The sequence below is a fragment of the Streptacidiphilus sp. MAP12-16 genome, assembly GCF_041262165.1.
Taxonomy (GTDB): Bacteria; Actinomycetota; Actinomycetes; order Streptomycetales; family Streptomycetaceae; genus Streptacidiphilus.
In genome coordinates this window covers 1-25,380 of sequence record NZ_JBGCBY010000008.1, presented here as the reverse complement: position 1 = coordinate 25,380, position 25,380 = coordinate 1, and the positions used below count along the sequence as shown (strand labels likewise).

20 protein-coding genes are annotated in these 25,380 nt (G+C 72.7%); 6 read left to right on the top strand and 14 right to left on the bottom strand.

Features of this window, described 5'->3' with window-relative positions; all coding sequences use genetic code 11:
• Positions 1-37 precede the first annotated feature (37 nt).
• The 4 genes from ABIA33_RS12375 to ABIA33_RS12360 all read right to left on the bottom strand — a co-directional run bounded on the left by ABIA33_RS12375 (position 38) and on the right by ABIA33_RS12360 (position 4,196).
• On the bottom strand, positions 38-904 hold the full coding sequence (locus ABIA33_RS12375; RefSeq protein WP_370080462.1) for a MerR family transcriptional regulator: 867 nt from the start codon (positions 902-904) through the stop codon (positions 38-40).
• 39 nt (positions 905-943) lie between these two features.
• Positions 944-1,885 carry an alpha/beta fold hydrolase gene (locus ABIA33_RS12370; RefSeq protein WP_370080460.1) on the bottom strand — a complete coding sequence of 314 codons (942 nt, stop codon included), beginning with the start codon at positions 1,883-1,885 and terminating at the stop codon, positions 944-946.
• A 134-nt stretch (positions 1,886-2,019) separates the two neighbouring features.
• Positions 2,020-3,417: a sensor histidine kinase gene (locus ABIA33_RS12365; RefSeq protein WP_370080458.1), complete on the bottom strand. Its 1,398-nt coding sequence runs from the start codon at positions 3,415-3,417 to the stop codon at positions 2,020-2,022.
• On the bottom strand, positions 3,417-4,196 hold the full coding sequence (locus ABIA33_RS12360; protein ID WP_370080456.1) for a response regulator transcription factor: 780 nt from the start codon (positions 4,194-4,196) through the stop codon (positions 3,417-3,419). Before ABIA33_RS12360 ends, ABIA33_RS12365 begins: the two co-directional genes overlap by 1 nt.
• A gap of 243 nt (positions 4,197-4,439) precedes the next feature.
• Between ABIA33_RS12360 and ABIA33_RS12355 the strand changes: the two genes are divergently transcribed.
• From ABIA33_RS12355 to ABIA33_RS12340, 4 genes are all read left to right on the top strand, one after another.
• Positions 4,440-5,228, top strand: a complete 789-nt coding sequence (locus tag ABIA33_RS12355) for an amino acid ABC transporter ATP-binding protein (protein WP_370080454.1) — start codon at positions 4,440-4,442, stop codon at positions 5,226-5,228.
• Positions 5,229-5,422: 194 nt separating this feature from the next.
• Positions 5,423-7,048 (top strand): FAD-dependent monooxygenase, encoded by a 1,626-nt coding sequence (locus ABIA33_RS12350; RefSeq protein WP_370080452.1) that lies wholly within the window; start codon positions 5,423-5,425, stop codon positions 7,046-7,048.
• A 461-nt stretch (positions 7,049-7,509) separates the two neighbouring features.
• Positions 7,510-8,043: a cysteine dioxygenase gene (locus ABIA33_RS12345; RefSeq protein ID WP_370080450.1), complete on the top strand. Its 534-nt coding sequence runs from the start codon at positions 7,510-7,512 to the stop codon at positions 8,041-8,043.
• Between the two features lie 41 nt (positions 8,044-8,084).
• Positions 8,085-8,570 carry a rhodanese-like domain-containing protein gene (locus ABIA33_RS12340; RefSeq protein ID WP_370080916.1) on the top strand — a complete coding sequence of 162 codons (486 nt, stop codon included), beginning with the start codon at positions 8,085-8,087 and terminating at the stop codon, positions 8,568-8,570.
• On the opposite strand, the gene rny is transcribed toward ABIA33_RS12340, so the two are convergent.
• The 5 genes from rny to ABIA33_RS12315 form a co-directional block, all read right to left on the bottom strand.
• Positions 8,527-9,942 (bottom strand): ribonuclease Y, encoded by a 1,416-nt coding sequence (gene rny, locus ABIA33_RS12335; RefSeq protein ID WP_370080448.1) that lies wholly within the window; start codon positions 9,940-9,942, stop codon positions 8,527-8,529. The genes ABIA33_RS12340 and rny overlap by 44 nt on opposite strands.
• A 243-nt stretch (positions 9,943-10,185) precedes the next feature.
• The gene (gene recX / locus ABIA33_RS12330; protein ID WP_370080914.1) at positions 10,186-10,893 is read right to left on the bottom strand and encodes a recombination regulator RecX; all 708 of its coding nucleotides are present in this window, start codon (positions 10,891-10,893) and stop codon (positions 10,186-10,188) included.
• A gap of 74 nt (positions 10,894-10,967) precedes the next feature.
• Entirely contained in the window at positions 10,968-12,155 is a 1,188-nt protein-coding gene (gene recA / locus ABIA33_RS12325) for a recombinase RecA (protein ID WP_370080446.1), read from the bottom strand.
• Between the two features lie 232 nt (positions 12,156-12,387).
• Positions 12,388-12,582, bottom strand: coding sequence for a DUF3046 domain-containing protein (locus ABIA33_RS12320; protein ID WP_370080444.1), 195 nt, complete (start codon positions 12,580-12,582; stop codon positions 12,388-12,390).
• Positions 12,583-12,655: 73 nt separating this feature from the next.
• Positions 12,656-14,254, bottom strand: coding sequence for an MFS transporter (locus tag ABIA33_RS12315; protein WP_370080442.1), 1,599 nt, complete (start codon positions 14,252-14,254; stop codon positions 12,656-12,658).
• A 170-nt stretch (positions 14,255-14,424) separates the two neighbouring features.
• Between ABIA33_RS12315 and ABIA33_RS12310 the strand changes: the two genes are divergently transcribed.
• Positions 14,425-15,054, top strand: a complete 630-nt coding sequence (locus ABIA33_RS12310) for a TetR/AcrR family transcriptional regulator (RefSeq protein WP_370080440.1) — start codon at positions 14,425-14,427, stop codon at positions 15,052-15,054.
• A gap of 7 nt (positions 15,055-15,061) precedes the next feature.
• Here the strand turns inward: ABIA33_RS12310 and ABIA33_RS12305 are convergent, their stop codons facing one another.
• Positions 15,062-16,621 carry a S8 family serine peptidase gene (locus ABIA33_RS12305; RefSeq protein ID WP_370080438.1) on the bottom strand — a complete coding sequence of 520 codons (1,560 nt, stop codon included), beginning with the start codon at positions 16,619-16,621 and terminating at the stop codon, positions 15,062-15,064.
• Between the two features lie 192 nt (positions 16,622-16,813).
• On the opposite strand from ABIA33_RS12305, the gene ABIA33_RS12300 reads away from it, so the two are divergent.
• A complete protein-coding gene (locus ABIA33_RS12300) occupies positions 16,814-21,502 on the top strand; it encodes an ATP-dependent helicase (RefSeq protein WP_370080436.1) in 4,689 nt (1,562 codons plus the stop codon).
• Positions 21,503-21,881: 379 nt separating this feature from the next.
• Here ABIA33_RS12300 and ABIA33_RS12295 read toward each other — a convergent pair whose 3' ends face one another.
• From ABIA33_RS12295 to rimO, 4 genes are all read right to left on the bottom strand, one after another.
• The gene (locus ABIA33_RS12295; protein WP_370080434.1) at positions 21,882-22,238 is read right to left on the bottom strand and encodes a helix-turn-helix domain-containing protein; all 357 of its coding nucleotides are present in this window, start codon (positions 22,236-22,238) and stop codon (positions 21,882-21,884) included.
• A gap of 192 nt (positions 22,239-22,430) precedes the next feature.
• Positions 22,431-22,943 carry a CinA family protein gene (locus tag ABIA33_RS12290; protein WP_370080432.1) on the bottom strand — a complete coding sequence of 171 codons (513 nt, stop codon included), beginning with the start codon at positions 22,941-22,943 and terminating at the stop codon, positions 22,431-22,433.
• Complete coding sequence (gene pgsA / locus ABIA33_RS12285) at positions 22,940-23,626, bottom strand: CDP-diacylglycerol--glycerol-3-phosphate 3-phosphatidyltransferase (protein WP_370080430.1); 687 nt, start codon at positions 23,624-23,626, stop codon at positions 22,940-22,942. Before pgsA ends, ABIA33_RS12290 begins: the two co-directional genes overlap by 4 nt.
• A complete protein-coding gene (rimO, locus tag ABIA33_RS12280) occupies positions 23,623-25,125 on the bottom strand; it encodes a 30S ribosomal protein S12 methylthiotransferase RimO (protein WP_370080428.1) in 1,503 nt (500 codons plus the stop codon). The genes pgsA and rimO overlap by 4 nt, the downstream gene beginning before the upstream one ends.
• Positions 25,126-25,380 lie beyond the last annotated feature (255 nt).

Here is a 25,380-nt window from a genome sequence, read left to right as displayed (position 1 = left end):
TCGGACAGCCCCAGGGCCTGAGCCCGCGCGGCAGACGCTACGGACGTCCCGTCAGTTCGTTCTGGACCAACCCGCGGAGCGGGCCGGACACGGCCGCGTCGAGCATGCGGGTGGCTTCCAGGCGCATCGACCGGGCGAGTTCCGCGTCCACCGCGGACTGGGCCAGCGGCCGCAGGCGGCGGACGGTGCCGACGGCTTCGGCGGCCTCGGCGTCGGTCAGCTGGTGTCCCGCGTAACGGACGAAGATATGGACGGCGCTGAACTCGACGAAGCGCCGGGCGAGGTGGCCGATGTCACCGCGCAGTTCCTCCAGGTGCGCGATGATCGCGGGCAGCGGGACACCGAGCGCGTGGAGTTCGACCGCGACGGCGAGCAGGCCGGGGCTGGGGACGATGAACTCCGGCGCCCCGCTGTCGCCGGCCGCCCCGCTGTCCACTGCCACGGCGCCGTCCACCGCCGCCCCGCCGTCCACCGCAGCGCTGTCGGCGTCCTGGATCGGCTCCAGCACGCCGAGGCGGACCGCGTCGGCGATGGCCTGCTCGTCCTCCACACCGTGGAAGGACTCGATCAGCGCGGCCCGGCTGAGCCGCTCCGGTTCCTCGTCCGTCCACGGCGCGGTGACCTCGGCGACCAGGCCGAGGACCCCGCCGAGCCCGCGCCCGCTCTCCCAGGCGTCCAGGAGTTCCTTGATCCCGGCCAGCGTGTGGCCGCGGTCCAGCAGTTGGGCGACCAGCCGGAGCCGTTCCAGATGGGCCTGATGGTAGACGTTGGCCCGGCCGCGCCGGTCGGCCGGAGGCAGCAGGCCACGGTCCTGGTAGGCGCGCACGTTGCGGACGGTGGTGCCGGCCGCACGGGCGAGGTCGTCGATCCGGTACTCCGTGCGCTGCCTCGGCACCGTCGTCACGTTGTGTTCCTCCACTCCCCGGATTGCCGAACGCAAAGCTCAGCGCGGCACCGAGCGTACCGCCGGGACGTGTGCGGACGCGGTGGTGGAGCCGACGGAGGGCACGCTCCCGTCGCGGACCGCGTCCAGGAACTCGCTGATCCACTCGGCGAGCTGGTCGGGGCGGGTGAGCGGCAGCCAGTGCCCGGCGTCGACGGTGCGGCGGCGCAGCACCGGGGCCCAGCGGTCGAGGTCGTCGTAGAGGTGCCGGGAGAGGTACGGATCGCCGGTGGGGACCACGAGTTGGACCGGAACGGTGGCGATCCGGTCGGGTCGGGGGTCGCGCAGCCGGTCGCGCATGTTGGCGCGGTACAGCCACGTGCCGTTGGCTGCGTCCTCGGGAAGGGTCGCCGAGGGGCGGTCGTCCGCGACGGGAAGCCGCTCCATGACGCGGCGGACGGCGGGCCAACGCCGACCCAGCGGTCCGCGCCACAGCGCTTCCGGAACACGGGGTACCTGGAAGGCGTAGACGTACCAGGAGCGCAGTCCCTGGCCCAGGGCCTGCAGCAGGCTCCGGGCCGTCGGCGGGTGCAGGCGGTCGCGCAGCCAGAAGCCGAAGTGGTCGAGACAGGGTCCGGAGATGCTGGTGAAGGAGGCGAGGCCGCCGCGCAGCCGCGGCGAGGTGGCGAACTCCCAGCCCTGGACCGAGCCCCAGTCGTGTCCGACGAGGTGGACCGGCCCGTACGGGGCGAGTGCGTCGAGCACCGAGAGGAAGTCCTCCTCCAGGCGTTCCAGCAGATAGCTCTCGGCGCGGGGCTCGGGCGCGGAGGACTGCCCCGCGCCCCGGACGTCGTAGGCGACGACGTGGTAGCGGGCGGCGAGACGGGTCATCACCGGTTCCCAGACCTGCTTGCAGTCCGGATATCCGTGCAGGAAGAGCAGGGTGGGACGGGTGGTGTCACCCGCCTCGACGACGGCGAGCTCGACGTCGTCCGCAGTCACGCGGTGTTCCCTGGCTTCGGGGATCATCGGGTCTCCCTACCTGCGCCCACATTCTCATCGGTCAATGTGTCAGTGGTTACTGGCGCGGTCAATGGTCAGAGCATCACCGAGGTGCGGCCGGCGCGCCACCCGGTTCAGGACGTGGGCACGGCCAGGGTGACGGTGAGCCCACAGGGCTCGTTGGGACCGAACTCCAGCTCGCCGCCCGAGGCGGTGAGCAGGGTGCGGGCGATGGAGAGACCGAGACCGGAACCGTCGACGTTCTGGTGTCGCGGGCTGCGCCAGAAGCGGTCGCCGACCCGGTCCATCTCCTCCTCGGTCAGGCCTGGCCCGGCGTCCGAGACCGAGACGGCCAGGCGCCCCGCGGTGGCGCTCACGGCGACCCGCACCTGCTCGCCGCGCGGGGTGAACTTCAGCGCGTTGTCGATCACCGCGTCCAGCGCGCTGCCGAACCCGACCGGGTCGGCCAGGCCGAGCATGGGCAGCTCCGGAGCGTCGTAGACCAGGCCGACGCCCCGGTCCTGGGCCAACCGGGACCAGCCCTCGACCCGATCGCCGGCGAGCCGGGCCAGATCGGTCGGCTCTGCGCCCTGGCCGGCGTGCTCGGCGACAGCGAGTCCGAGCAGGTCGTCGAGGACCTGGGCCAGCCGCCGGCCCTCCACCCGTACTCCGGTGAGTTCGTCCTCGTGTCCCTCCGGCAGTTCCATGCCCATCGCCTCAACCCGCAGCATCAGCGCGGCCAGGGGGTTGCGCAGCTGGTGCGAGGCGTCAGCGACGAAGGCCCGTTGCTGGTCCAGCACCCGCTCGACGTGGTCCGCCATCTCGTTGAACGCCCTTGCCAGCCGCCGCAGTTCAGGTGGGCCACCGGCGGGGGCCACTCTGGACGCGAGCCGCCCGGTGGCGATGTCGTGGGTCACCTTGTCCAGGTCCTGCACAGGGCGCAGCACCCACCCGGTCAGCAGGACGGCGGCGGCGACGGCGACCAGGACGGCCACCGCCTCCCCGCCGCCGAGCAGCAGCCAGCGGCGCAGGATGCGCGCGCCCAACGCCCCGGTGGGCGACTCGGTGACGACCACCGCGACGACGTCGCCGTCCCAGACCACGGGCGAGGCCACGACCAGCCGCCGATCCGACTGCCACGGCCAGGCCTGCGCCGGGTCGTGGCTACGCCGCCCGTCCAGCGCCTCACGGAACGGCTGCGCGGAGTCGCCCTGGGTGGCGTCGGTCCAGCCGCCGGGGTCGGCGGTGATGGGCTTGCCGCTGAGGTTGAACACCCCGGCGGGGATGCCGTAGACCTCGTAGTAGCGCCGCACCTCGGTGACCAGCGTGCGGAGCTGCTCGTCCGCGGTCGGCGTGCCCGACTGGCCGATCGGGTTCTGGGCGAGAGCGGCAAAGCGGGCGGTGTCGTCGATCCGGTCCACCACCAGGCGCTGCTGCTCCGCCGCTGCCTCGCTGATCGCCAGCGGAAATCCGAGCGCGACGAGCACGCAGGCCATGAGGGCGAGCAGGATGCCGAGCAGGCGAGTACGCATCAACCAGCTGCCGGGTCGACGCCGGTCACGGGGACAGCCGTGGGAACGGTATCCGGGGTGCCGCCGTCCTGCGGGAGGACCAGCCGGTAGCCGATGCCGCGGACGGTCTCGATCAGGGCGGGGACGGCGAGCTTGTGCCGCAGCGAGGCGATGTGGACTTCGAGGGTGCGCGCGGTGCCCTCCCAACTGCTGCGCCAGACCTCGCTGATGATCTGCTCGCGGCGGATCACCACGCCGGGGTTCTGCGCGAGCAGGGCGAGCAGGTCGTACTCCTTGCGGGTGAGCGGCACATCGCGGTCGTGGACCAGGGCCCTGCGGGCGGCGGGGTCCAGGTGCAGGCCCCAGGAGCGGCTGAGCCGGTCGGCGGTGGTCTCCGCCGGGCGGGCCGGGTCGGCGGCGGGTGGCGGCGGACCGGAGCCCCGCCTGGCCACGGCGTGGATCCGGGCCAGCAGCTCGCCCATGTCGTAGGGCTTGACGACGTAGTCGTCGGCGCCGAGGTTCAGGCCGTGGATCCGGGAGCTGATGTCGGAACGCGCAGTGACCATGATCACAGGGATGCCGACCCGGCGCCGGATCTGGCCGCAGACCTCGAAGCCGTCGCGGTCGGGCAGCCCGAGATCGAGCAGCACCACCCGGTAGGGTCCGCGCCCGTCCGGCACCAGGGCGTCCAGCGCCTCGTTCCCGGTGCGGGCGTGCCGTACGTCGAAGCCGTGCTTGCTCAGCACCGTGACCAGCGCGGCGGCCACATGGTCGTCGTCCTCGACGAGGAGCAGGCGCATGTCGTCTCCTCCTTGCGGCGGGCACTCCTGTGGAGTGCACCCCATCCCGGTTGAGCCCTCCCGGTCAAGCCCTGTCCCGCCAGGCGAACGGACCGTTACCGAGCTGCGATGATCATCACAGCGGGCGGCGATCCTCAAATCCCCCTCAGAAAACACTTCAGCCCCTCGGAGCAGGCATATCGTCTTGGGAAGGCCCCGTGATCGTCCGCGCGGGGCCGCCACCCGAACCGAAGGAGCGCGAACGTGCCCGAAGCCGTGCAACAGGGCGGCTCGGCCGAGAGCCTGGTCGCGCTACGCGGCGTCAGCAAGCGCTCCGGGCTGGTGCAGGTGCTCCACGAGATAGACCTCGACCTGGCGCGCGGGGAGATCGTCGCGGTGCTCGGTCCCGCCGGCTGCGGGAAGTCCACGCTCTGCCGGGCCGTCAACGGCCTGGAACGGATCGACTCCGGCACCATCACCATGGAGGGGCAGCCGCTGCGAAGCCGCCGCCGGGCGCTGTCCCGGAGGCTGTCCCGGGTAGGGGCCGACATCGCGGGTATCGGGCCGGTCGTCCAGTCGTTCAGCCTGTTCGCCCACCGCACCGTGCTGCAGAACGTGACGCTCGGGCAGTCCTGGATCCGGCGTCTCGCGGCGTCGGACGCGGAGCGGAGGGCGCTCGCACTGCTGGAGCGCGTCGGCATGGCCGAGCACGCCGCCCGCTACCCGTGGGAGCTCTCCGACGGCCTGCAGCAGCGGGTTGCCATCGCCCGCGCTCTGGTGAGCGGTCCCAAGCTGATGGTGTTCGACGAACCGGCCGTGTCGCCCGTCCCGTCGCCGGCCGACGACGTGACGAAGGTGCTGCGCAGCCTGGCGGCGGAGGGAATGGCGACCCTGGTCGCCACCCGCGACGCGGCCTTCGCCCGTTCGACGGCCGACCGGGTCGTGTTCATGGCGGGCGGACGCATCATCGAGCAGGGTCCGCCGGACGAGTTCTTCACCAGGCCGCGGACGGCACGGGCCAAGGACTTCCTCGCCGGAGGGCAGAACCGCTGAGCGTCCCACGGTCGCCGTGCGACGCTCCCGGCGAGCCGCGGGGCGGTGCGGCGCGCAGGACCGGCGCGGGACCGGGCGCGCCACGAACCGGCGTACACCTGAGACTGCTTGACGCCGCGCCAGGCGATCTGTTGCAGTGACCTCATGACTGGCCCAGCCCGTACCGGAAGAGCCGCACCCTCGGCAGGGCGCCCGTGGACCCCGTGATCATCGCCGGGGCCGGTCCGGTGGGCCTGGCGCTGGCGCTGGCGCTGGCACGCCACCAGGTTCCCTCCGTGGTTCTGGACGACGGCGCCGGTGTCTCCCCGGAGGGGGCACGGTCGACCGTGCTGCGTGCCGACACCACCGAGTTCCTCGCCCGAGTCGGCTACGGCCGGGTCGCCGCCGACGGGCGCGGTTGGACCTCCTGGCGGACCCTGCGGCGCGGCCGCGAGCTGCTGCACCTCCCGCTGCCGGCCGACGAGGTGCTGCACCTGGCCCAGCACCGGCTCCAGCGCGGGCTGCGCGACGCGGTGTCCGCCACCCCGCTGATCGACCTCGTCCAGCACTCGGCCGTCACCGAGGTCGAGCAGGACGCCGACGGTGTGAGCGTCCACAGCGGGAAGACCTGGTGGCGCGGCAGCCATCTGGTCGGTTGCGACGGGCCGCGCTCGACCGTGCGCAAGCAACTGCAACTGCGCTTCCCCGGGCGCGCCGCCGCCGACCACTACGCCGTCGCCACGGTCAGGGTCGACCTGCCGTTCCCAGGCGAGGCCCGGCTGCACCGCGACGCGCCGCAGCCCATGGAGAGCCGGGGCACCGGTAGCCGCGAGGTGACCGCCCGGCCCCTCCCCGACAGCGTCTGGCGGCTCGACTGGCGGCTGCCGGTACAACGTCCCGCGCTCACGCCCGATGCCGTGGTCGAGCAGCTGCGGGCGACCCTGTCCGGGTGGAACGGGGGCACGGTTCCCGCCTACGAGCTGATCACGACGGCCGACCACGTCGTCCAGCAACGGCTGGCCACCCGGTTCCAGGTCGGCCGGGTCTTCCTCGCCGGGGACGCCGCGCACCTGCTCGGCTCGCTCGGGATGCAGAACCTCGACGAGGGTCTGCGCGACGCCGACAACCTGGCCTGGAAGCTCGCGCTGGTGTGGCACAACTGCGCCACCGAGCGCCTCCTGACCACCTACCAGCAGGAGCGCCGGGGCTCGGTGATCGCCCGGCTGCGCGCCGTGGACCAGGCCATGCCGCTGCTGCAGCCCAGCACTCCCCTGCTGGAGGCGCGCCGCAGCGTGCTCTCCGGCTCGCTTCGGCGCAACGCCACCCTGTTGTCCGACGGCACGCTCGGTCGGGGACGCCTCGGCGCGGCTCCCGCCTATCCCGGGCGCACCCGCCCTTCGCTCAGCCCGGCGCTCTCCCCCACCAGCCCCGGCGTGCTCGTCCCTGACGTGCCCGTGGTGACCACGGACGGCGCCTCAGACCGGTTGCGGGCCCGCCTCGGCCGGGGCTTCCTGGTCGTCCTGGTCGCGCCCGGCACCACCGTGTGGGCCAGCGAGCACTGGCTCGGCGCGGGGCTCATGCCCCAGCTCACCGAGGCCACCGAGGCCCTGCCGCTACCGGCCGAGCTGCTGGTCACCGAGGCCTATCCGACGGCGGTTCCGCACACCGTGCTGCTGATCCGGCCGGACGGGCACCTCGTCGCCGCCCTGCACGGCTGCCGTCCGGACGACCTGTGGACGCTGGCCGACCGCGCCAGGGGCGGCTCCGCCGAGCTGCCGAGCCCCCGCGACCGCGCCGCCACGGCTGGGAGTCGTGTTCCGGCCGACCGGGCCCGTGCCTGATCGGCGGTCCCGTCCGGCGGAGCTGACGGGAGATCAGCCTTGACGATCACTACACCCCGTGCTTCACTGGCGCCCATGTGGCAGCAGTGCAGGTGGCTTCGGCCACTCGGAGTTTCGGCTGAGGGCTCGGGTGTCGCCCCCCGAGACGTCGGAGCGCTGTCCACCATGTCGATGACCGGCGTGCACCTGGTGCGCCGCGCCCACCTGGACCTGGTCCGGTACATGGGCGCGCTCTGTACACCCGGCTAGCAGCCGTCCCATCCCGCTCCACTGATGTCTGCGGCGATCGCCGCTCCCTCGTGCGTGCCCGCGTCGGACTCCGCTCGCTTCGCTGAGCCTCCCGACGCGTTGAGCCGTACGCCGAACCGCCTCGCACGACCGCGAACCGCCCTCGCTCCCCTTGCGCAGCGCCGCGCACGGCTTCCGCGTACCCGGTCGCCTCCACACCTCAGGATGCCCCCTTGCCGCTCACCCGCACCCGCACACGCACCCGCAGCGACTCCCCGATCCCCACGCTCGGCGACCTGCTCGCGTTCGCCAGAGCGACCGCCGCGGACCCGCTCGCGCTGGCCCAGCTCGCCATCAATCCGGAGGAGCGCACCTGGGTGCGACTCGAAGGGCCGATGGGCAGCGAGGCATGGCTGATCGGCTGGCCGCCCGAGTCCGAGACCGGCTGGCACGACCACGGCGGATCGAGCGGCGCCTTCGTCACCGCGAGCGGCGAGCTCAGCGAGTTGTCGCTGGGACTGCCCATCCCGACCGACGGCTGGCGCAGCCTGGAACTCGCCGAGGGCGTCGACCGCCGACGGGCCCTGCCGGCAGGCCGGGGCCGGTCCTTCGGCCCGCACCACGTCCACCAGGTGATCAACCCTTCGGAGCAGCAGCACGCGGTGTCGGTGCACTGCTACTACCCGCCGCTGCCCAAGGTGCGCCGCTACGCCCGCACCGGCGACGTCCTGCGGCTCGCGCTGGTCGAGATGCCCGAGGAGTGGTGACCGTGACCCTGGCCACACCACCCACGACGCCCTCGCCCTCCTTGGCGCCGGCGCCGCTGCCGACGCCGCTGCCGGTGGGAATCGACGAGCTGCTGGACCGGGAGCGAGGGCACCTCGATCGCCTGACGCCTGATCAGGCAGCGGACGCCATAGCCGACGCCGGGGCGTTGCTGGTGGACATCCGCTACGCCGCGCTGCGCGACCGGGACGGCACGGTCCCCGGCGCGCTGATCGTGGAACGCAACGAACTGGAGTGGCGGCTCGACCCGCAGTGCGACTACCGGCTGCCCGAGGCCACCGGGCACGACCTGCAGATCATCGTGTTCTGCAACGAGGGCTACGCCTCCAGCCTGGCGGCGCGCTCGCTGCAGGCACTCGGGCTGAGTCGGGCCACCGACCTGATCGGCGGTTTCCAGGCCTGGGCAGCCGCCGGGCTTCCAGTACAGCCCCCCGCGGGTCGGGGCAAGGGAGGCGAGGACGGGATCAGCGGGCGTACTCCGTCGCCCGGCTCTCCCGGATCACGGTGATCCGGATCTGCCCGGGGTAGGTCAGCTCCTCCTCGACCTGTTTCGCCACATCCCGGGCGATGACCTGTGCCTGGAGGTCGTCGACGGCCTCCGGCAGCACCATCACCCTGACCTCCCGGCCCGCCTGCATCGCGAAGACCTTGTGTACGCCCTCATGGCGGGCGGCGATCTGCTCCAGCCGTTCCAGCCGGCGCGCGAAGAGTTCGAGCGACTCGCGGCGTGCCCCCGGACGGCCACCGGAGCAGGCGTCCGCCGCCTGCGTCAGTACGGCCTCGACGGTCTGCGGTTCCACCTCGTTGTGGTGCGCCTCTATGGCGTGGACGACCTCCTCCGCCTCCCCGTAGCGCCGTGCCAGTTCCGCGCCGATCAGGGCGTGGCTGCCCTCGACCTCGTGGGTGAGCGCCTTGCCGACGTCGTGGAGCAGGGTGCAGCGCTTCACCAGCGCCGGGTCGACCCGCAGCTCGGAGGCCATCATCCCGGCGATGTGCGCGGACTCCACCAGGTGGCCCAGCACGTTCTGTCCGTACGAGGTGCGGTAGCGCAGTCGGCCGAGCAGGCGCAGCAGCTCGGGGTGCAGCTCGGCGACTCCGACCTCAGCGAGCGCGTCCTCGGCCGCACGGGCGCACATCCGCTCCACCTCGATCAGGCTGCGCTCGTACTCCTCCTCTATCCGGAGCGGATGGATCCGGCCGTCGGCGACCAGCGCCTCCAGCGTGAGCCGGCCGACCTCCCGGCGCACCGGGTCGAAGCAGGACAGCAGCACCGAGGCGGGAGTGTCGTCGATGATCAGGTTGACGCCGGTGACGCTCTCGAAGGAGCGGATGTTGCGGCCCTCGCGGCCGATGATCCGGCCCTTCATCTCGTCGCCGGGCAGCCGGAGCACGGTCACCACCGACTCCGCGGTCTGCTCGGCGGCAACCCGCTGGACCGCCGTCGCGACGATCTCCCGCGCCCTCGACTCGCCCTCGGTACGCGCCCGCCGCTCGATCTCGCGTACGGTACGCACCGCCTCACGCTTCGCCTGCTCCTCGGCGCCGCGCACGATCTCGGCGCGGGCCTGGGCCGCGCTCAGCCCGGCGGCGCGCTCCAGCGCCAGCCGCTGCTCGGCCTCCGCGAGCACCGCCTGAGCGCGCAACTCCTCGCGCTGCCGGACGAGCACGGCCTGGGCCTCGGCGGCCTCGACCGCGCAGGCGTTCAACCGCCGCTGCTCGGCCTCCAGCCGGCTCTCGCGCTCGGTGCTGCGCAGCTCACGGCGTTCCCACTCCGCGCGCAGCCGGACCAGCTCCTCGCGCTGGCGGTGCAGCTGGGTGCGGGCTGTCAGCAGCGCACCTGCCAGGACCAGACCGGCCAACACGAAAAGCGCGATCTCCATCGGTCCTCCCCTGCAGGCTGCCCTGCTCCGCAACACGCGGTGAGGGACCGTCCGGGCACCGACCGACCGGTGTGCGGGAACGCCAAAGGCACCCTTTGCCCGCAGGAGACAGGTCGTCAGATCATCGAACCGCTGAGCCCGTTCGGATGCGCCCGCAGTGATCCCTCACTGCTTGTGAGGCTAAGTCCAGGTTACGAAACGGTCAAGATAGCGATCGAATCTGTCCGTTCGCCATCAACCGGTTCACTCGTCCTCCTCGGGCTCCATGACCTGCTCGGCGTCCAGTGCAGCCCGCACCACGCGCAGTGCCAACCCCTCCGAGTAACCGCGCCGGGCGAGCATCCCGGCGAGACGGCGGATGCGGACCTGCCGGTCCAGGCCGCTGGTCGAGCGGAGCTTGCGTTCCACCAGCTCGCGCGCCGTGTCCGCCTCCTGCTCGGGGTCGAGCTGGGACACCGCCTCGGCGACAACCGTGTTGTCGACGCCGCGACTGCGCAGTTCCATCGCCAGGGCTCGCCGCGCCAGGCCCCGACCGCGGTGGCGGGACTCCACCCAGGCGCCAGCGAAGGCGGCGTCGTCGATGAGCCCGACCTCCTCGAAGCGGGAGAGGACCTCCTCGGCCACCTCCTCCGGCAGGCCGCGCTTGCGCATCGCGTCGGCGAGTTGCCTGCGGGTCCGGGGCGATCCGGTGAGCAGGCGCAGGCAGAGCGCGCGAGCCTGTGCGGCTGGGTCGGCCGGTTCCCCCGGAGGCGCGTCCTCCCGGTCGGGCGTCGATTCACCGCCCCAACCGCGTCGGCGCGCCCGGCCACGACGGCGTGATCCAGGGCCCGGTTCGAATGCCGGTTCGAGATCCGGTTCGGGACCCGCTTCACCGTCCGGTTCAAGGTCCGGCACCGGATCCGCTTCACGGTCCGGCCGGTCGGCGGGGAGGGCGTACTCCTCCCCGCCGATGCCGTTGGCGCACCAGTCGCGCGGCCCCCAGGCGTCGCGCGCCGGTGTCTGCTGATCGGGCCGGCCTGTCACGGTCAGGACTTGTTCGCCGTCACCGGCTCAGCCGCAACGGCCGGAGTCGGCACCACCGGAGCCTCCGCAGCCACAGGAGCCGCGGGGGTCGCCGCGGCCGCAGCCGCCGCCTTCGCCTTGCTCGCGCGGGTGGTCACCGACTTGACCACGGGGATGATCTCCTTGACCGCGGGCTCGGCACCGCCCTCGACCTTGCGCGGTCCGACGCCCAGCTTCTCCTTGATCTTCGTCTCGATCTCGTCGGCCAGGTCCGGGTTGTCCCGGAGGAAGTTGCGGGCGTTCTCCTTGCCCTGGCCCAGTTGGTCGCCCTCGTACGTGTACCAGGCGCCGGCCTTGCGGACGAAGCCCTGCTCCACGCCCATGTCGATCAGGCCGCCCTCGCGGCTGATGCCCTGGCCGTAGATGATGTCGAACTCGGCCTGCTTGAACGGCGAGGCGACCTTGTTTTTGACCACCTTGACGCGGGTGCGGTTGCCGACCGCCTCGGTGCCGTCCTTGAGGGTCTCGATCCGGCGGATGTCCAGGCGCACCGAGGCATAGAACTTCAGCGCCCGGCCACCGGTCGTGGTCTCCGGCGAACCGAACATCACGCCCACCTTCTCGCGAAGCTGGTTGATGAAGATGGCGGTGGTCTTGGACTGGCTCAGCGCACCGGTGATCTTGCGCAGGGCCTGGCTCATCAGCCGGGCCTGCAGGCCGACGTGGGAGTCGCCCATCTCGCCCTCGATCTCGGCGCGGGGCACCAGCGCGGCCACCGAGTCGATCACGATCAGGTCGACCGCGCCGGAGCGGATCAGCATGTCCGTGATCTCCAGTGCCTGCTCACCGGTGTCCGGCTGGGAGACCAACAGGGCGTCGGTGTCCACGCCGAGCTTCTTGGCGTAGTCGGGGTCGAGCGCGTGCTCGGCGTCGATGAAGGCGACGATGCCGCCGGCCTTCTGGGCGTTCGCCACCGCGTGCAGGGTGAGGGTGGTCTTTCCGGAGGACTCCGGACCGTAGACCTCGACCACGCGGCCGCGCGGCAGCCCGCCGACGCCGAGGGCGATGTCCAGCGCGATCGAGCCGGTCGGGATGACCTCGATCGGGGCGCGCGCCTCGTCGCCGAGGCGCATCACCGAGCCCTTGCCGAACTGCCGTTCAATCTGGGCGAGCGCGGTCTCAAGGGCCCGCTCGCGGTCGTTCGCTGCCATGGATTCCGTCCTGGGGGTCTGTGCTGAGCGCTTCATCACGCAAGACGCTAGCGCGCACCACTGACAATCGGCCCCTGACCGGGCGTACGCCTGTGGATAACTCGCTGCGGCTCAGTATAGGGAACGCCAGTTCGATTCACTGGCGGCACTCCCGTTTCGGCCGGACCCACCCTCCCCATCAGCCCTTCCCCGCCAGCCCTCCCCACCAGACTTCCCCACCAGACCGTCCCGGTCAGCGCTGCGAGGCCGGCACGTCCACCGCGCTGCACACAGCGCGCCACACGTCCTTCGCCTCCCAGCCCGCGTCGAGGGCCTGGTGCACCGTTCGCCCGCCGAGCTCGGTCATCACGTGGTCCCGCGCGAAGCTGTCCGCGTACACCGCCCCGAAGTGGGCGTTCATCCTCTTCCAGAACTCCGTCAGCCGCATGGGTTCCAGTATCGGACAGCAGTGGGCCGTCCCGACGCCGGTCGGGACGGCCCACTGCTGTCGACTCGCGGGTTCACCCGGCGTGGGCGACCTCCGCTCCGGCGAGCGCGCTCTCATGCAGGTCACCGCGCCGGATCAGGGTGAAGCCGATCAACGCGCTGACGGCGGCGACCGCGCCGCCGGCCAGCAGGACCTGGTCCAGGCCGTGCACGAACGCCGTCCGCGCGGCCTCGGCAACCGGCTGGGCCAGGCCCTTGGGCAGCGCACCGGCGAGCTGGTCGCCCGCCCCCGCGGCCACGCCCTTGCCGAACTGGTGCGCCTGCGGGCCGAGCCGGCTTCCAGCGGCGGAGGAGGCGAAGGAGTTGACGACGCGGTGCTGGAACATCGCGCCGAACCCGGCGATGCCGATGGCGATGCCGACCTGCTGGAAGGTCTCGCCCATCCCGGCCGCCATCCCGGCGCGCCCCGGCTCGACGACCGCGATGGACAGCGAGGCGCGCGGAGGGTTGAACATGCCCATCCCCGCGCCGGTGACGACCATGCTGGGCAGCAGCGCGGTCCAGGTGCTGTGCACATCGACCAGGGAGACCAGGGAGAGACCGACCGCGATCAGGGTGAGCGACGTGCCCACCAGGATCCGCGGCGGGACGGCGACGGTGAGGCTGCCGGTGATCGCCGCGACCACGAACAGCGTGAGCGTCAGCGGCAGGAACCGTAGGCCGGTGGCCCAGGGCGAGTAGCCGAGGACGTTCTGCATGTAGGAGACCTGCAGGAAGATCGCGGACATCCCGGCGGCGTTGGCGAGCAGCGTCGCGGCGGAGATCCCGTTGAACGTCCTGATCCGGAACAGCGTCAGGTCGAGCATGGCGTCGGCGCCGGCCCGGCGCTCGATGGCCACGAACAGCACCAACAGGGCGGCGGACCCGGCGAACATGGCGAGGATCGGCGCGCTGGTCCAGCCCTGGGCCTCGCCGCGCAGGAAGCCCAGCACCAGCAGGGTCAGCGCGGTGGAGAAGAGGACCAGGCCGGCCCAGTCGACGCGGTGCGCGCCGGGTTCGGCCGACTCGCGGATCCGCAGCGCGCCGAGGACCATCGCGACGATCCCGATCGGCACGTTGACCAGGAAGATCCAGCGCCAGCTGAGGCCGTCGGTGAGGCCGCCGCCGATCAGCGGGCCGAAGGCGATGGCGAGCCCGGAGACCCCGCCGAAGACGCCGAACGCCATGGCCCGGTCCTTGCCCCGGAACTCCTGCCCCAGCAGCGCCGGGCCGACCGCGAACAGGACGGCGGCGCCGACGCCCTGAGCGCCTCGGGCGAGGTTGAGGGCGAGGATGCCCGGCGCCGCGCCCGCAGCCAGCGACGAGAGTGTGAAGATCGCGAATCCGGTGATGAACACCCGCTTGCGGCCGAGCCGGTCGGCGAGCGAGCCGCCGGTGAGCAGGAAGGCGGCGAGGGTCAGCGCGTAGGCGTCCAGGACCCACTGCAGGTCGGAGAAGCCCGCGTGGAGCGTGGTGCGCAGGTCGGGCAGGGCGACGTTCACGACCGTGAGGTCAAGCATCAGCATGAAAGTGGCGATCGAGACGATCGCGAGGGTCCACCAGCGGTTGACGGCGGGGTTGCGATCGGCCGCCGCTCCGTCCGGTACGTGCATGGTTTCGACGGCGGTAGACATGGCTGTCCCCTTGACGGTGAGTCGGCGGGTGTGCGGCAATGGGCCACGAACATGAACGCGAGTCATTGCTCGCATTTACTGGTCCGAGAATACGAGCCTTTGCTCGCATTAGTCAACGGGCCTAGACTGGCCGGGGTCGACGACGGTCGGCGGCGGCGACGGAGGCGGGCGTGGCACAGCAGGTCGAGGGCGCGGTGGCCGCCCCGAAGCGGCGGCAGGCGCGCGGCGAGCGCCGCATCGCCGAGCTCCTGGAAGCGGCCGGCCAGGTCTTCGCGGAGTCCGGCTACTCGGCGACGACGACCAACGCCATCGCTGCCCGCGCGGGCGTCTCCCCGGGCACCCTCTACCAGTACTTCCCCAACAAGGACGCCATCGCGGACGCCCTCGCCGAGCGGTTCGCCGCCGAGCTGGAGACGCTGCAACGGCTCCTGGTGCCGGACCTCGCCGCGCTGCCGCTGGACGAACTGCTCTCCCGGGTGCTCGACCCCATGCTCCGCTTCCAGTTGGAGAACCCGGCCTGCCCGGTGCTGTTCATGGGCCCGGACGTGCCGCAGCGCCTCGCGGACGTGCACGCACCGCTGCAGGCGTCGTTGCTGGCCGGAGTGGCGGACCTGCTCGGGGCGCTCGCCCCGCAGCTGCAGCCCGACGAGCTGCAGCGCAGCGCGGCGGTGGCGCTGCACATGTTCAAGGGCGTACTGCCGCTGCTGGTCACCACTCCCCCGGCGGAACTCCCCGCGCTGGTGGAGGAGATCAAGACGATGTTCCTCGGCTACTTCACCGTGCTGATCGGGCGCGGCTGACGCACCGTCACGGGGTCGGCAGCTCCACCAGCCCGTACCCGTAGTAGGCCGCCCCGGGGCAACCGTCGCCGCCGACCTGCCCGGACGGGCACTCCTCGGGCCGCGCCGCCCGCTCCAGCAGCCGCGCGAGCTCCGCGCCGCCCGCGCCGGGGTGCTGCGCCGCCTCCACCGCCGCCACGCCGCTGACGTGTGCCGCCGCCATCGAGGTCCCGGCCAGGGCGGCGTAGCCGCCACCCGGCCAGTCGGACACGACCGCCCGGTCAGGACCGCCGTCCGGATCTCCACCCGGCGCCGCCAACTGCACTCTGCCGGCACCCCAGTTGGAGTAGCCGGCGAGGCTGCCGTCCGGGTCCAGGGCGGTCACGTCCAGCACCCCGGGCAGTCCGCCCGGCAGCCGGATGCACTCGGCGCCCAGGCGCCTGCTGACCGGGGGCGTGCCGTCGACCCGGTCGTTGGGGCTGCGGTCGTCGGTGCGCACCCCGCCCAGGTCCTGCGCGTCGTTCCCGGCCGAGGCGACCACCACCGCGCCCTTCGCCTGGGCGTAGCTCACCGCGCGGCCCACGGCGGCGGTCACTGCCGCCTGGTCGGGATCCTCCGGGCAGTTGTACTTCCACGGGTCGCCGAAGTAGCTGTCATTGATCACCCTTGCGCCGTGGTCGGCGGCCCAGAGGAAGCCGCAGACCAGGTTCTCGCCGTAGTACTGCCCGACCGCGCCGAGCAGCCGCACGGCGGCGATCCGTACGCCGGGGGCCACGCCTGCCACACCGTCACCAGGGCGGTTCGCGCCGATGATGCCGCTGACGTGGGTGCCGTGGCCGCTCTCCCCCACCCGGGGGTCGGGGCGCCAGGCGCCGGGGCTGCTGTCCGGGCTGCCGGTGGAGCAGGAGGCGGAGCGGCCGGGGTCGACGGCCGAGCGCAGATCCGGGTGGGTGTCGTCGACCCCGGAGTCGAGCACGGCGACGACGACGTCGTGGAGCTTCGCCGGACGGGCGGCGGCGACACCCACCATCCGCTGGTTCCACTGCGCCCGACCGTGCGGGTCCGCCGCCGGCGGGACGTCGTCGCGCGCCCCGCCCTCCTGCCCTGCCGTCAGACCGTGGACTGCCGCGATGCCGTGGACCGCGATGCCGTGGACCGCGATGCCGTGGACCGCGATGCCGTGGACCGCGTCGCCGCGACCGCCCTTGCCGCGGGGCGACAGCGCCTCGGGCTTGAGCCCTGACCCCACCGCCGGATCGGTGACGGGCGCGGTACGGCTCGCGCCGACGGCGAGCACGCCCGGTGCCCGGCGCACCCGGGCGGCGAAGTCCCCGCCGGCGCTGTACGCCAGCACCACTCCGATCTGCGGATACTCCTGCACCACCCGGCCGCCGCTCTGCCGCACGGCCTGGTCGGCCGCGGGCACGCCCGCCGCGTCCGCCTGCCGACCCACCACCAGATAGCTGAGATACATCGGCGACGATCCGCCGACATAGGGAACCGCCCCGCCGAGCAGCAGCCCCGCCACTGAGAGCACGACGACGCAGCGGGCAAGCCCGGCGGTACGACCCGCCTGATTCCGCCGCACCGACGCCTCCACCGCTCGGGAACCCCGGGAACCCAAGCGGGGATATTAATACGATATGAGCGGATATCGGATCGCGCCCGCTCGCATTTCCGGTCACCGAGCCAACCGCTCCGGTGCCGCTCCCACGCTCTGCCGAGCCGGAACGGGCGACCGTTCGCAGGACTGTCAGTGGCGCGGTGCACCATTGGGGACATGGCCGAACCCAAGAGCCCCCGCTCCCGTTCCGCCGCCGCGGCACGCGCCGCGGCCGCCGCGGCCGCGACCGCCGACGGGCAGGACCCGCTGGCGGGGTTCGGCGCGCCCGCGCGGGCCTGGTTCACGGCCGCGTTCCCCGCCCCCACCGCCGCCCAGGCGGGGGCCTGGCGGGCCATCGGCGAGGGCTCCGACGTCCTGGTCGTCGCCCCCACCGGCTCGGGGAAGACCCTTGCGGCCTTCCTCTCCTCGCTCGACCGGCTCTCCGTCACCCCGCCGCCCGCCGAGAACAGGAAGCGCTGCCGGGTCCTCTACGTGTCGCCGCTCAAGGCCCTGGCCGTGGACGTCCAGCGCAACCTCCGCGCGCCCCTCGCCGGGCTGCGCCAGGCCGCCCAGCGCCTGGGCCTGCCCGAGCCGGAGATCGAGGTCGGCATCCGCTCGGGTGACACCCCCGCGGCCGAACGGCGGCGCTTCGCCACCCACCCGCCGGACATCCTGATCACCACCCCCGAGTCGCTGTTCCTGATCCTCACCTCCGCCGCCCGCGAGGCCCTGCGCGGCGTGGAGACGGTCATCCTGGACGAGGTCCACGCCGTCGCCGGGACCAAACGCGGCGCGCACCTGGCGCTCACTCTGGAACGGCTCGACCAGCTGCTGCCCGCCCCCGCCCGCCGCATCGGCCTGTCCGCGACCGTGCGCCCGGTGGACGAGGTCGCCAGGTTCCTCAGCCCGCAGCGCAAGGTGACGATCGTTCAGCCGCCGTCCGAGAAGCGCTTCGAGCTGTCCGTCGTCGTCCCGGTCGAGGATCTCGGGGAGCTCTCGGGTGGCCGCCCGGGCGCGGAGCAGCCGGAGAACAACTCCTCCATCTGGCCGCATGTCGAGGAGCGGATCACCGACCTGGTCCAGGCGCATCGCTCCACGATCGTCTTCGCCAACTCGCGCCGGCTCGCCGAGCGCCTCTGCGGCCGCCTCAACGAGGTCGCCCACGAGCGCGCCACCGGCGAGTCCCTCGCGGATGTGCACGCCCCCGCCCAGCTCATGGCCCAGGCCGGGGTCAACAGGGCGGCCCCGCCGGTGCTGGCCAGGGCCCACCACGGCTCCGTCTCCAAGGAGCAGCGCGCCGACGTCGAGGAGCAGCTGAAGTCCGGCCTGCTCCCGGCCGTCGTCGCCACCTCCAGTCTGGAGCTGGGCATCGACATGGGGGCGGTCGACCTCGTCGTCCAGGTCGAGTCACCGCCCTCGGTCGCCTCCGGGCTGCAGCGGGTCGGTCGCGCCGGGCACCAGGTCGGCGCGGTTTCGACCGGCGTGGTGTTCCCCAAGTACCGCGGCGACCTGGTGCAGGCCGCCGTGGTGGTCGAACGGATGCGCAGCGGCTCCATCGAGTCCCTGCGCATCCCGCGCAACCCGCTGGACGTCCTCGCCCAGCAGATCGTCGCGATCACGGCCATGGACAGCTGGGACGTGGACGAGCTGCTGGCGATGGTCCGCCGGGCCGCGCCGTTCTCCGCGCTACCGCTCTCCGCGTTCGAGGCCGTGCTCGACATGCTCGCCGGGCGCTACCCGTCGGACGCCTTCGCGGAGCTGCGTCCCCGCGTCGTCTGGGACCGCGTCGCCGGCACCGTCACCGGGCGCCCCGGCGCCCAGCGCCTCGCCGTCACCTCCGGCGGCACCATCCCCGACCGGGGCCTGTTCGGCGTGTTCCTGGCCGGTCATGACCCGAAGAAGGGCGGCGGCAGGGTCGGCGAACTCGACGAGGAGATGGTGTACGAGTCGCGGGTCGGCGACGTCTTCACCCTCGGCACCTCCTCCTGGCGGATCGAGGACATCACCCACGACAAGGTCCTCGTCTCGCCGGCTCCCGGCGTCCCCGGCAAGCTGCCGTTCTGGCACGGCGACTCCCTCGGCCGCCCGCTGGAACTGGGCCGCGCCGTCGGCGGCTTCCTGCGCGAGCTCAGCGGCCTGGCCCCGGAGACCGCGACCGAGCGCCTGCACAGCGCCGGTCTCGACGCCTGGGCCGCCTCCAACCTGCTCGGGTACCTCGCGGAGCAGCGGAAGGCGACCGGCCACCTCCCGGACGACCGCACCATCGTCGTGGAGCGCTTCCGGGACGAGCTCGGCGACTGGCGGATCGTCATCCACTCCCCCTTCGGCGCGCAGGTCCACGCCCCCTGGGCGCTCGCGCTCGGCGCCCGCCTCGCCGAGAAGAACGGCCTGGACGCCCAGGTGATGCACGCCGACGACGGCATCGTGCTGCGGCTGCCCGACGCCGACCTGATGGACTTCCCGGACCCCGACGCGCCGCTCGGCCCGCCGTCAGCCTCGGACGAGGCGCCGATCGGCGCGGACGCCGCCGTGTTCGACCCGACCCAGATCGAACAGACCGTCACCGACCAGGTGGGCGGGTCCGCGCTGTTCGCATCCCGCTTCCGCGAGTGCGCGGCCCGCGCCCTGCTGCTCCCCCGGCGCAGCCCCGGACGCCGCACGCCGCTCTGGCAGCAGCGCCAGCGCTCCGCACAACTCCTGCAGGTCGCCAGCGAGTTCGGGTCCTTCCCGATCGTCCTGGAGGCGGTCCGCGAGTGCCTGCAGGACGTCTTCGACGTGCCGGGACTGGTCGAGCTGATGGGCGACATCGAGTCGCGCCGGGTCCGTCTGGTCGAGGTCACCACCCCCGAGCCGTCGCCCTTCGCCCGCTCCCTGCTCTTCGGCTACGTCGCCCAGTTCCTCTACGAGGGCGACTCGCCGCTCGCCGAACGCCGCGCCGCCGCGCTGGCGCTGGACTCCCGGCTGCTCGCCGAGCTCCTCGGCCAGGCGGAGCTGCGGGAACTCCTCGACCCCGCCGTCCTGGACGAGCTGGAGCGGGAGTTGCAGCGGCTCACCCCCGAGCGCCGGATCAAGGACGCCGAGGGCCTCGCCGACGCCCTGCGCCTGCTCGGCCCGCTCAACGCCGACGAGCTGGCCCTGCGCGGCTGCGAGCCCGACTGGCCCGGCGAGCTCGAAGCCTCCCGCCGGATCATCGACGTGCGGGTCGCGGGCGAGCAGCGCTGGGCCTCGATCGAGGACGCCGGCCGCCTGCGCGACGCCCTCGGCACCCCCATGCCCGTCGGCGTTCCGGAGGCCTTCACCGAGCCCGTCAAGGACCCCCTCGGCGACCTGCTGGCTCGGCACGCCCGTACCCACGGCCCCTTCACCGTCGCCGACACCGCCGCCCGCTTCGGCCTGGGCCCCGCCGTCGTCCACGGCGTCCTGCAGCGCCTCTCCGCGACCGGGCGCCTGGTCCAGGGCGAGTTCCGCCCCGGCGGCGCGGGCAGCGAGTGGTGCGACGCCGAGGTGCTGCGACGGCTGCGGCGGCGCTCGCTGGCGGCACTGCGGCACGAGGTCGAACCCGTACCGCCACGTGCCCTGGCCGCCTTCCTGCCGCAGTGGCAGCACCTCGGCAGCCACCGGCTCCGGGGAATCGACGGACTGCTCCGAGCCGTCGAACAGCTGCAGGGGTCGCTCGTCCCGGCCTCTGCCCTGGAGCTGATGGTGCTGCCGTCCCGTGTCGCCGACTACAGCCCGGCGATGCTGGACGAGCTCACCGCCTCCGGCGAGGTGCTGTGGTGCGGCGCCGGCGCGCTCCCCGGGAAGGACGGCTGGGTCACGCTGTGCCCCGCCGACACCGCGCCGCTGCTGCTCCCGGCTCCGCTGCCGTTGGAGCTCAGCCCGCTGCACCAGGCGGTGCTGGCGGCGCTGGCTCCCGGCTACGGCCTGTTCTTCCGTCAGATCGCGGACCAGGTCGCCCAGCAGCAGGATCTGACGCCCACTCCGCCCGAGTTGGCCGCGGCCCTGTGGGACCTGGCCTGGGCGGGGTATCTCACCAATGACACCCTGGCGCCGATGCGCGCCCTGCTCGGTTCGGGCCGCACAGCGGGATCCACCGCGCATCGCGCGCCCCGGGCGACCCCCCGTGCCCGCTACGGCTCCGGCCGTCCGGCGGTGGGCGCCGGGCGGGCCGCCTCGCTGCCGACGACAGCCGGGCGCTGGTCGATGCTGCCCGCGGCCCTGCCCGACCCGACCCAGCGCGCCCACGCGCTGGCCCAGACCCTGCTGGACCGTCACGGCGTGGTCACCAGGGGCGCGGTGCAGGCGGAGCGCGCGCCGGGCGGCTTCGCCGGGGTGTACCGGGTGCTGACGGCCTTCGAGGAGAACGGCCGCACCCGGCGCGGCTATGTGGTCGAGGGCCTGGGCGCGGCCCAGTTCGCCACCGACGGCGCCATCGACCGCCTCCGTGCCGTCCACAGTGCCGCCGAGCGCGACGGCGCCCCGGACACCGCGCCGAGCGCGGTGGTCCTCGCGGCTGCCGACCCCGCCAATGCCTACGGCGCGGCCCTGCCCTGGCCGGAGGCCCCGTCCGGCCCCTCCTCGGGGCACAAACCCGGCCGGAAGGCCGGCTCCCTGGTCGTCCTGGTCGACGGCGAACTGGTCTGCTACCTGGAACGCGGCGGCAAGTCCCTGCTGTCCTGGGCCGCGGACACCGACGCCCTGCGCCTGGCCGCCGACGCCCTCACCCGCTCGCTCCACGAGGGCGCGCTGCCCACTCTCACCGTGGAGCGCATCAACGGCGAGGCCGCGCTCACCTCACCGCTCAGCGCCCCCCTGGAAGCCGCCGGATTCCATCCCACCCCCCGCGGCCTCCGCCTGCGCCGTTGACACCGGTTTCACTCGTACGGGTCGACGACGCCGCGTGCTGTGAACCGGCAGCAGGCTCAACGTCCAGCCGCCGGCGAACATCAGGCCGATGCGCGTGTCCGCGCCGAACCCGCCCCAGAACAGACCCCACCAGCAGGCAGCGGTGACCAGTAGGGACACCACCCAACCGAGCGGGCTGCGGCGGGGAAGCCTCAGCGATGTCGAGGGCCATTTCAAGAGACGTCACCTCGCGATCCCCGCGGCGGCAGAGCAGAAGCTCCATCGTAGGCAGAAGCACCATCGTAGCTATTCCGTGACATTTCAGACAGGCGAATGTGACCTGAACGCAACGATGACCCCTCCGCAGGGGAGGGGTCATCAGGTGGATCCTTACCGGGGTTCAGGCCGCGACGACATCCATCGCGCTGGCCTTGGGCACCAGGGACGGCATCCGGTCGGGGGCGCCCGCAGGCACCGGCACCGGCTCGACCAGGACCGGGCGTACCGGCTCGCTGGCGGCCAGCTCGGCAAGGGACAGCTCGTCGCTGACCTCGCGCATGACCTCGGACATTCGCACGTCCAAGGCGTCACAGATGGCGGACAGGAGTTCGGAGGACGCTTCCTTCTGGCCGCGTTCCACCTCGGACAGGTAGCCGAGGGAGACCCGCGCAGAGGCAGAGACCTCGCGCAGGGTGCGGCCCTGGCGCTGGCGCTGCCGACGCAGCACGTCACCCAACAGACGACGGAGCAGGATCATCGGTGGCTCCCTCCTTGGACCGCGGCTCGAGACGTCACTGCCCCACCGTACCGCTTGGCCCGCGTCGCGTGCGGGGAGCCCGGTCGTGTTCACTCTGGGCTGTATCCATGGCCCCTCCCCTGCTGTTCGCGGTATGGACGCTGGAACTTCCCTGTCCATCACTTGTTCTTATGCCCGTTCGGACCACCCTCGCTAACCATCCCGACCCTCACTCCTGTTCCCGACGCCGTTCCCGGCGGCCAGTGACAGGACCCTTCCCAGCAGGTCGAGCGCGCCCTCCACGGACCCTTGCCGGATTCTGGCACGCCCCTCCGACAGTGCGAGCGAATTCGTCGATAGTCCGTCCGGACCGGCCACGGCAACGTATACGGTGCCAACCGGCTGCCCGTCCTGGGGCTCGGGCCCGGCCACGCCCGTGGTCGCCAGGCCGTAGTCCGCGCCCATGAGGCGGCGCACTCCTTCGGCCATCTGCGCGGCAACCTCCGGGTCCACCGCGCCCCGTGCTGCGAGGAGGGCCCGGTCCACGCCGAGCACCGACGCCTTGAGGTCGGTCGCATAGGCGGTCACCGATCCGCGGAAGCAGCGCGAGGCGCCGGGCACGGCCACGAACTCGGCAGCCAGCATGCCGCCGGTCAGCGACTCCGCGACGGCGACCGTCGCCCCCAGGGCTTCCAGCTCCCGGAGCCGCAGCGCCGCCGAGTTCACCTGCCGCCCTGCTCCCTGGCGAGCCCCGCGCGGCGCAGCACGACGGCCTGCCGTACGTAGTCGAGGCCGGTCAGCACGGTCAGCAGCACGGCCAGACCCATCAGCCAGGCCCGGGCGCTCGCCAGCGGTCCGGTCAGCACCAGCACGTACATGCCCACGGCGATGCCCTGGGTCAGGGTCTTCAGCTTCCCGCCCCGGCTGGCCGGAATCACCCCGTGCCGGATCACCCAGAACCGCATCAGTGTGATCCCGATCTCACGGGTCAGGATGACGATGGTCACCCACCAGGGGAGGTCCCCCAGCGCGGACAGCGCGACCAGCGCCGTGCCCATGATCGCCTTGTCGGCGATCGGGTCCGCGATCTTGCCGAAGTCGCTGACCAGTCCCATCCGCCGGGCGAGCTCCCCGTCGAAGAGATCGGTGATCATCGCGATCGCGAAGGAGGCCCAGGCGACCGCACGCCACTTGGGATCGTGGCCGCCGTTCGCCAGCAGCAGTGCGGCGAAGACCGGCACGATCAGCAGCCGCAGCATCGTCAGGTAGTTCGGGATGTTCCAGAGACTGGGTCGGGAAGCGGCCGTCGCCTCCACCACGGGCCCGTCGCCGCCGCGGGCGGGCGGGTTCTGCTCTGCGGCGCCGCCGGCGACGCCGCCTCTGGCTCCCCCCTCGGCGCCTTGGATCACGCGCCCACCCCAACCGCGAACGCCTCCGCGATCAGATCGACGCCCTCGCTGGCCATGACCTTGGCCTCGATCAGGTCCCCGACCCTCACCCCGTCCAGCGCTCCGGTCAGCGAGGTGATGCCGTCGGTCTCCGGCGCCTGGTGCGCGGCCCGTCCGATGACCGAACCGTCCTCGTCCTCGTCGATCGACTCGACCAGGACCGTCACCGTGCTGCCGAGGCGCTCCTCCGCGCGCTGCGCGGTCATCTCCTCGGCGAGCCGGCTGATCTTGGCCAGCCGCTCCGCTACGACGTCCTCCGGCAGCTTGCCCTCGTAGGTCGCGGCCTCGGTGCCGTCCTCGTCCGAGTAGCCGAACACGCCGATGGCGTCGAGGCGGGCGTGGGTGAGGAACCGTTCCAGCTCGGCCAGGTCCTGCTCGGTCTCGCCGGGGAAGCCCACGATGAAGTTGGAGCGGGCACCGGCCTCTGGAGCCTTGGCGCGGATCTCGTGCAGCAGGGTGAGGAAGCGGTCGGTGTCGCCGAAGCGGCGCATCCGGCGCAGCACGTTCGGGGCCGAGTGCTGGAACGACAGGTCGAAGTAGGGCATCACACCGGGAGTGTTGGTCAGCGCCTCGATCAGGCCGGGGCGCATCTCGGCCGGCTGGAGGTAGCTGACCCGGACCCGCTCGACGCCCTCGATCGCGGCGAGTTCGGGCAGCAGGGTCTCCAGGAGACGAATGTCACCCAGGTCCTTGCCGTACGAGGTGTTGTTCTCGCTGACCAGCATGACCTCGCGGACGCCCTGCTCGGCGAGCCAGCGGGTCTCGTTGAGCACGTCGGAGGGGCGCCGGGAGAGGAAGGAACCGCGGAAGGCGGGGATGGCGCAGAAGGAGCAGCGGCGGTCGCAGCCGGAGGCGAGCTTTACCGAGGCGACCGGACTGTCGTCCAGGCGGCGGCGCAGGGTGCGGGGTCCGGAGACCGGGGCGACGCCGTCAGGGAGGTCCGTGATGGGCGCCTCGGGCGCCGCTGCGGTCGCGTCGGAGTGTCCGTGCCCCGGAACGGCGACAGCGCCGCTCTCGGCCGCCTGCTGGCGCTCCACGGGGCTCAGCGGAAGCAGCTTGCGGCGGTCGCGCGGGGCGTGCGAGGTGTGGTGGCCGCCGGAGAGGATGGTCTGCAGGCGGTCGGTGATGTCGGCGTAGTCGTCGAAACCGAGGACGGCATCGGCCTCCGGCAGGGCCTCGGCGAGCTCCTTGCCGTAGCGCTCGGCCATGCAGCCGACAGCGACCACAGCCTGGGTGCGGCCGTGGCCCTTGAGGTCGGAGGCCTCGAGCAGGGCGTCGACGGAGTCCTTCTTGGCGGCCTCGACGAAGCCGCAGGTGTTCACGACGGCGATATCGGCGTCTGCGGCGTCATGGACCAACTCCCAGCCGTCAGCCTCCAGGCGCCCGGCGAGTTCCTCGGAATCCACCTCGTTACGGGCGCATCCAAGCGTGACAAGGGCGACTGTGCGGCGTTCGGACATGGCGCCCAGATTACCGAGGTTTTCACGTGCGTGACGCGACCAGCCCCTCCAGGCCCACCACAGCGTCACCCAGGGGCCCGGGGAGTGGCTCCCCGAACCAGCACAGCACCGAGGTTTTCACGTGCGTGACGCGACCAGCCCCTCCAGGCCCACCACGGCATCACCCAGGGGCCCGGGGAGTGGCTCCCCGAACCAGCACAGCACCGAGGTTTTCACGTGCGTGACGCGACCAGCCCCTCCAGGCCCACCACAGCG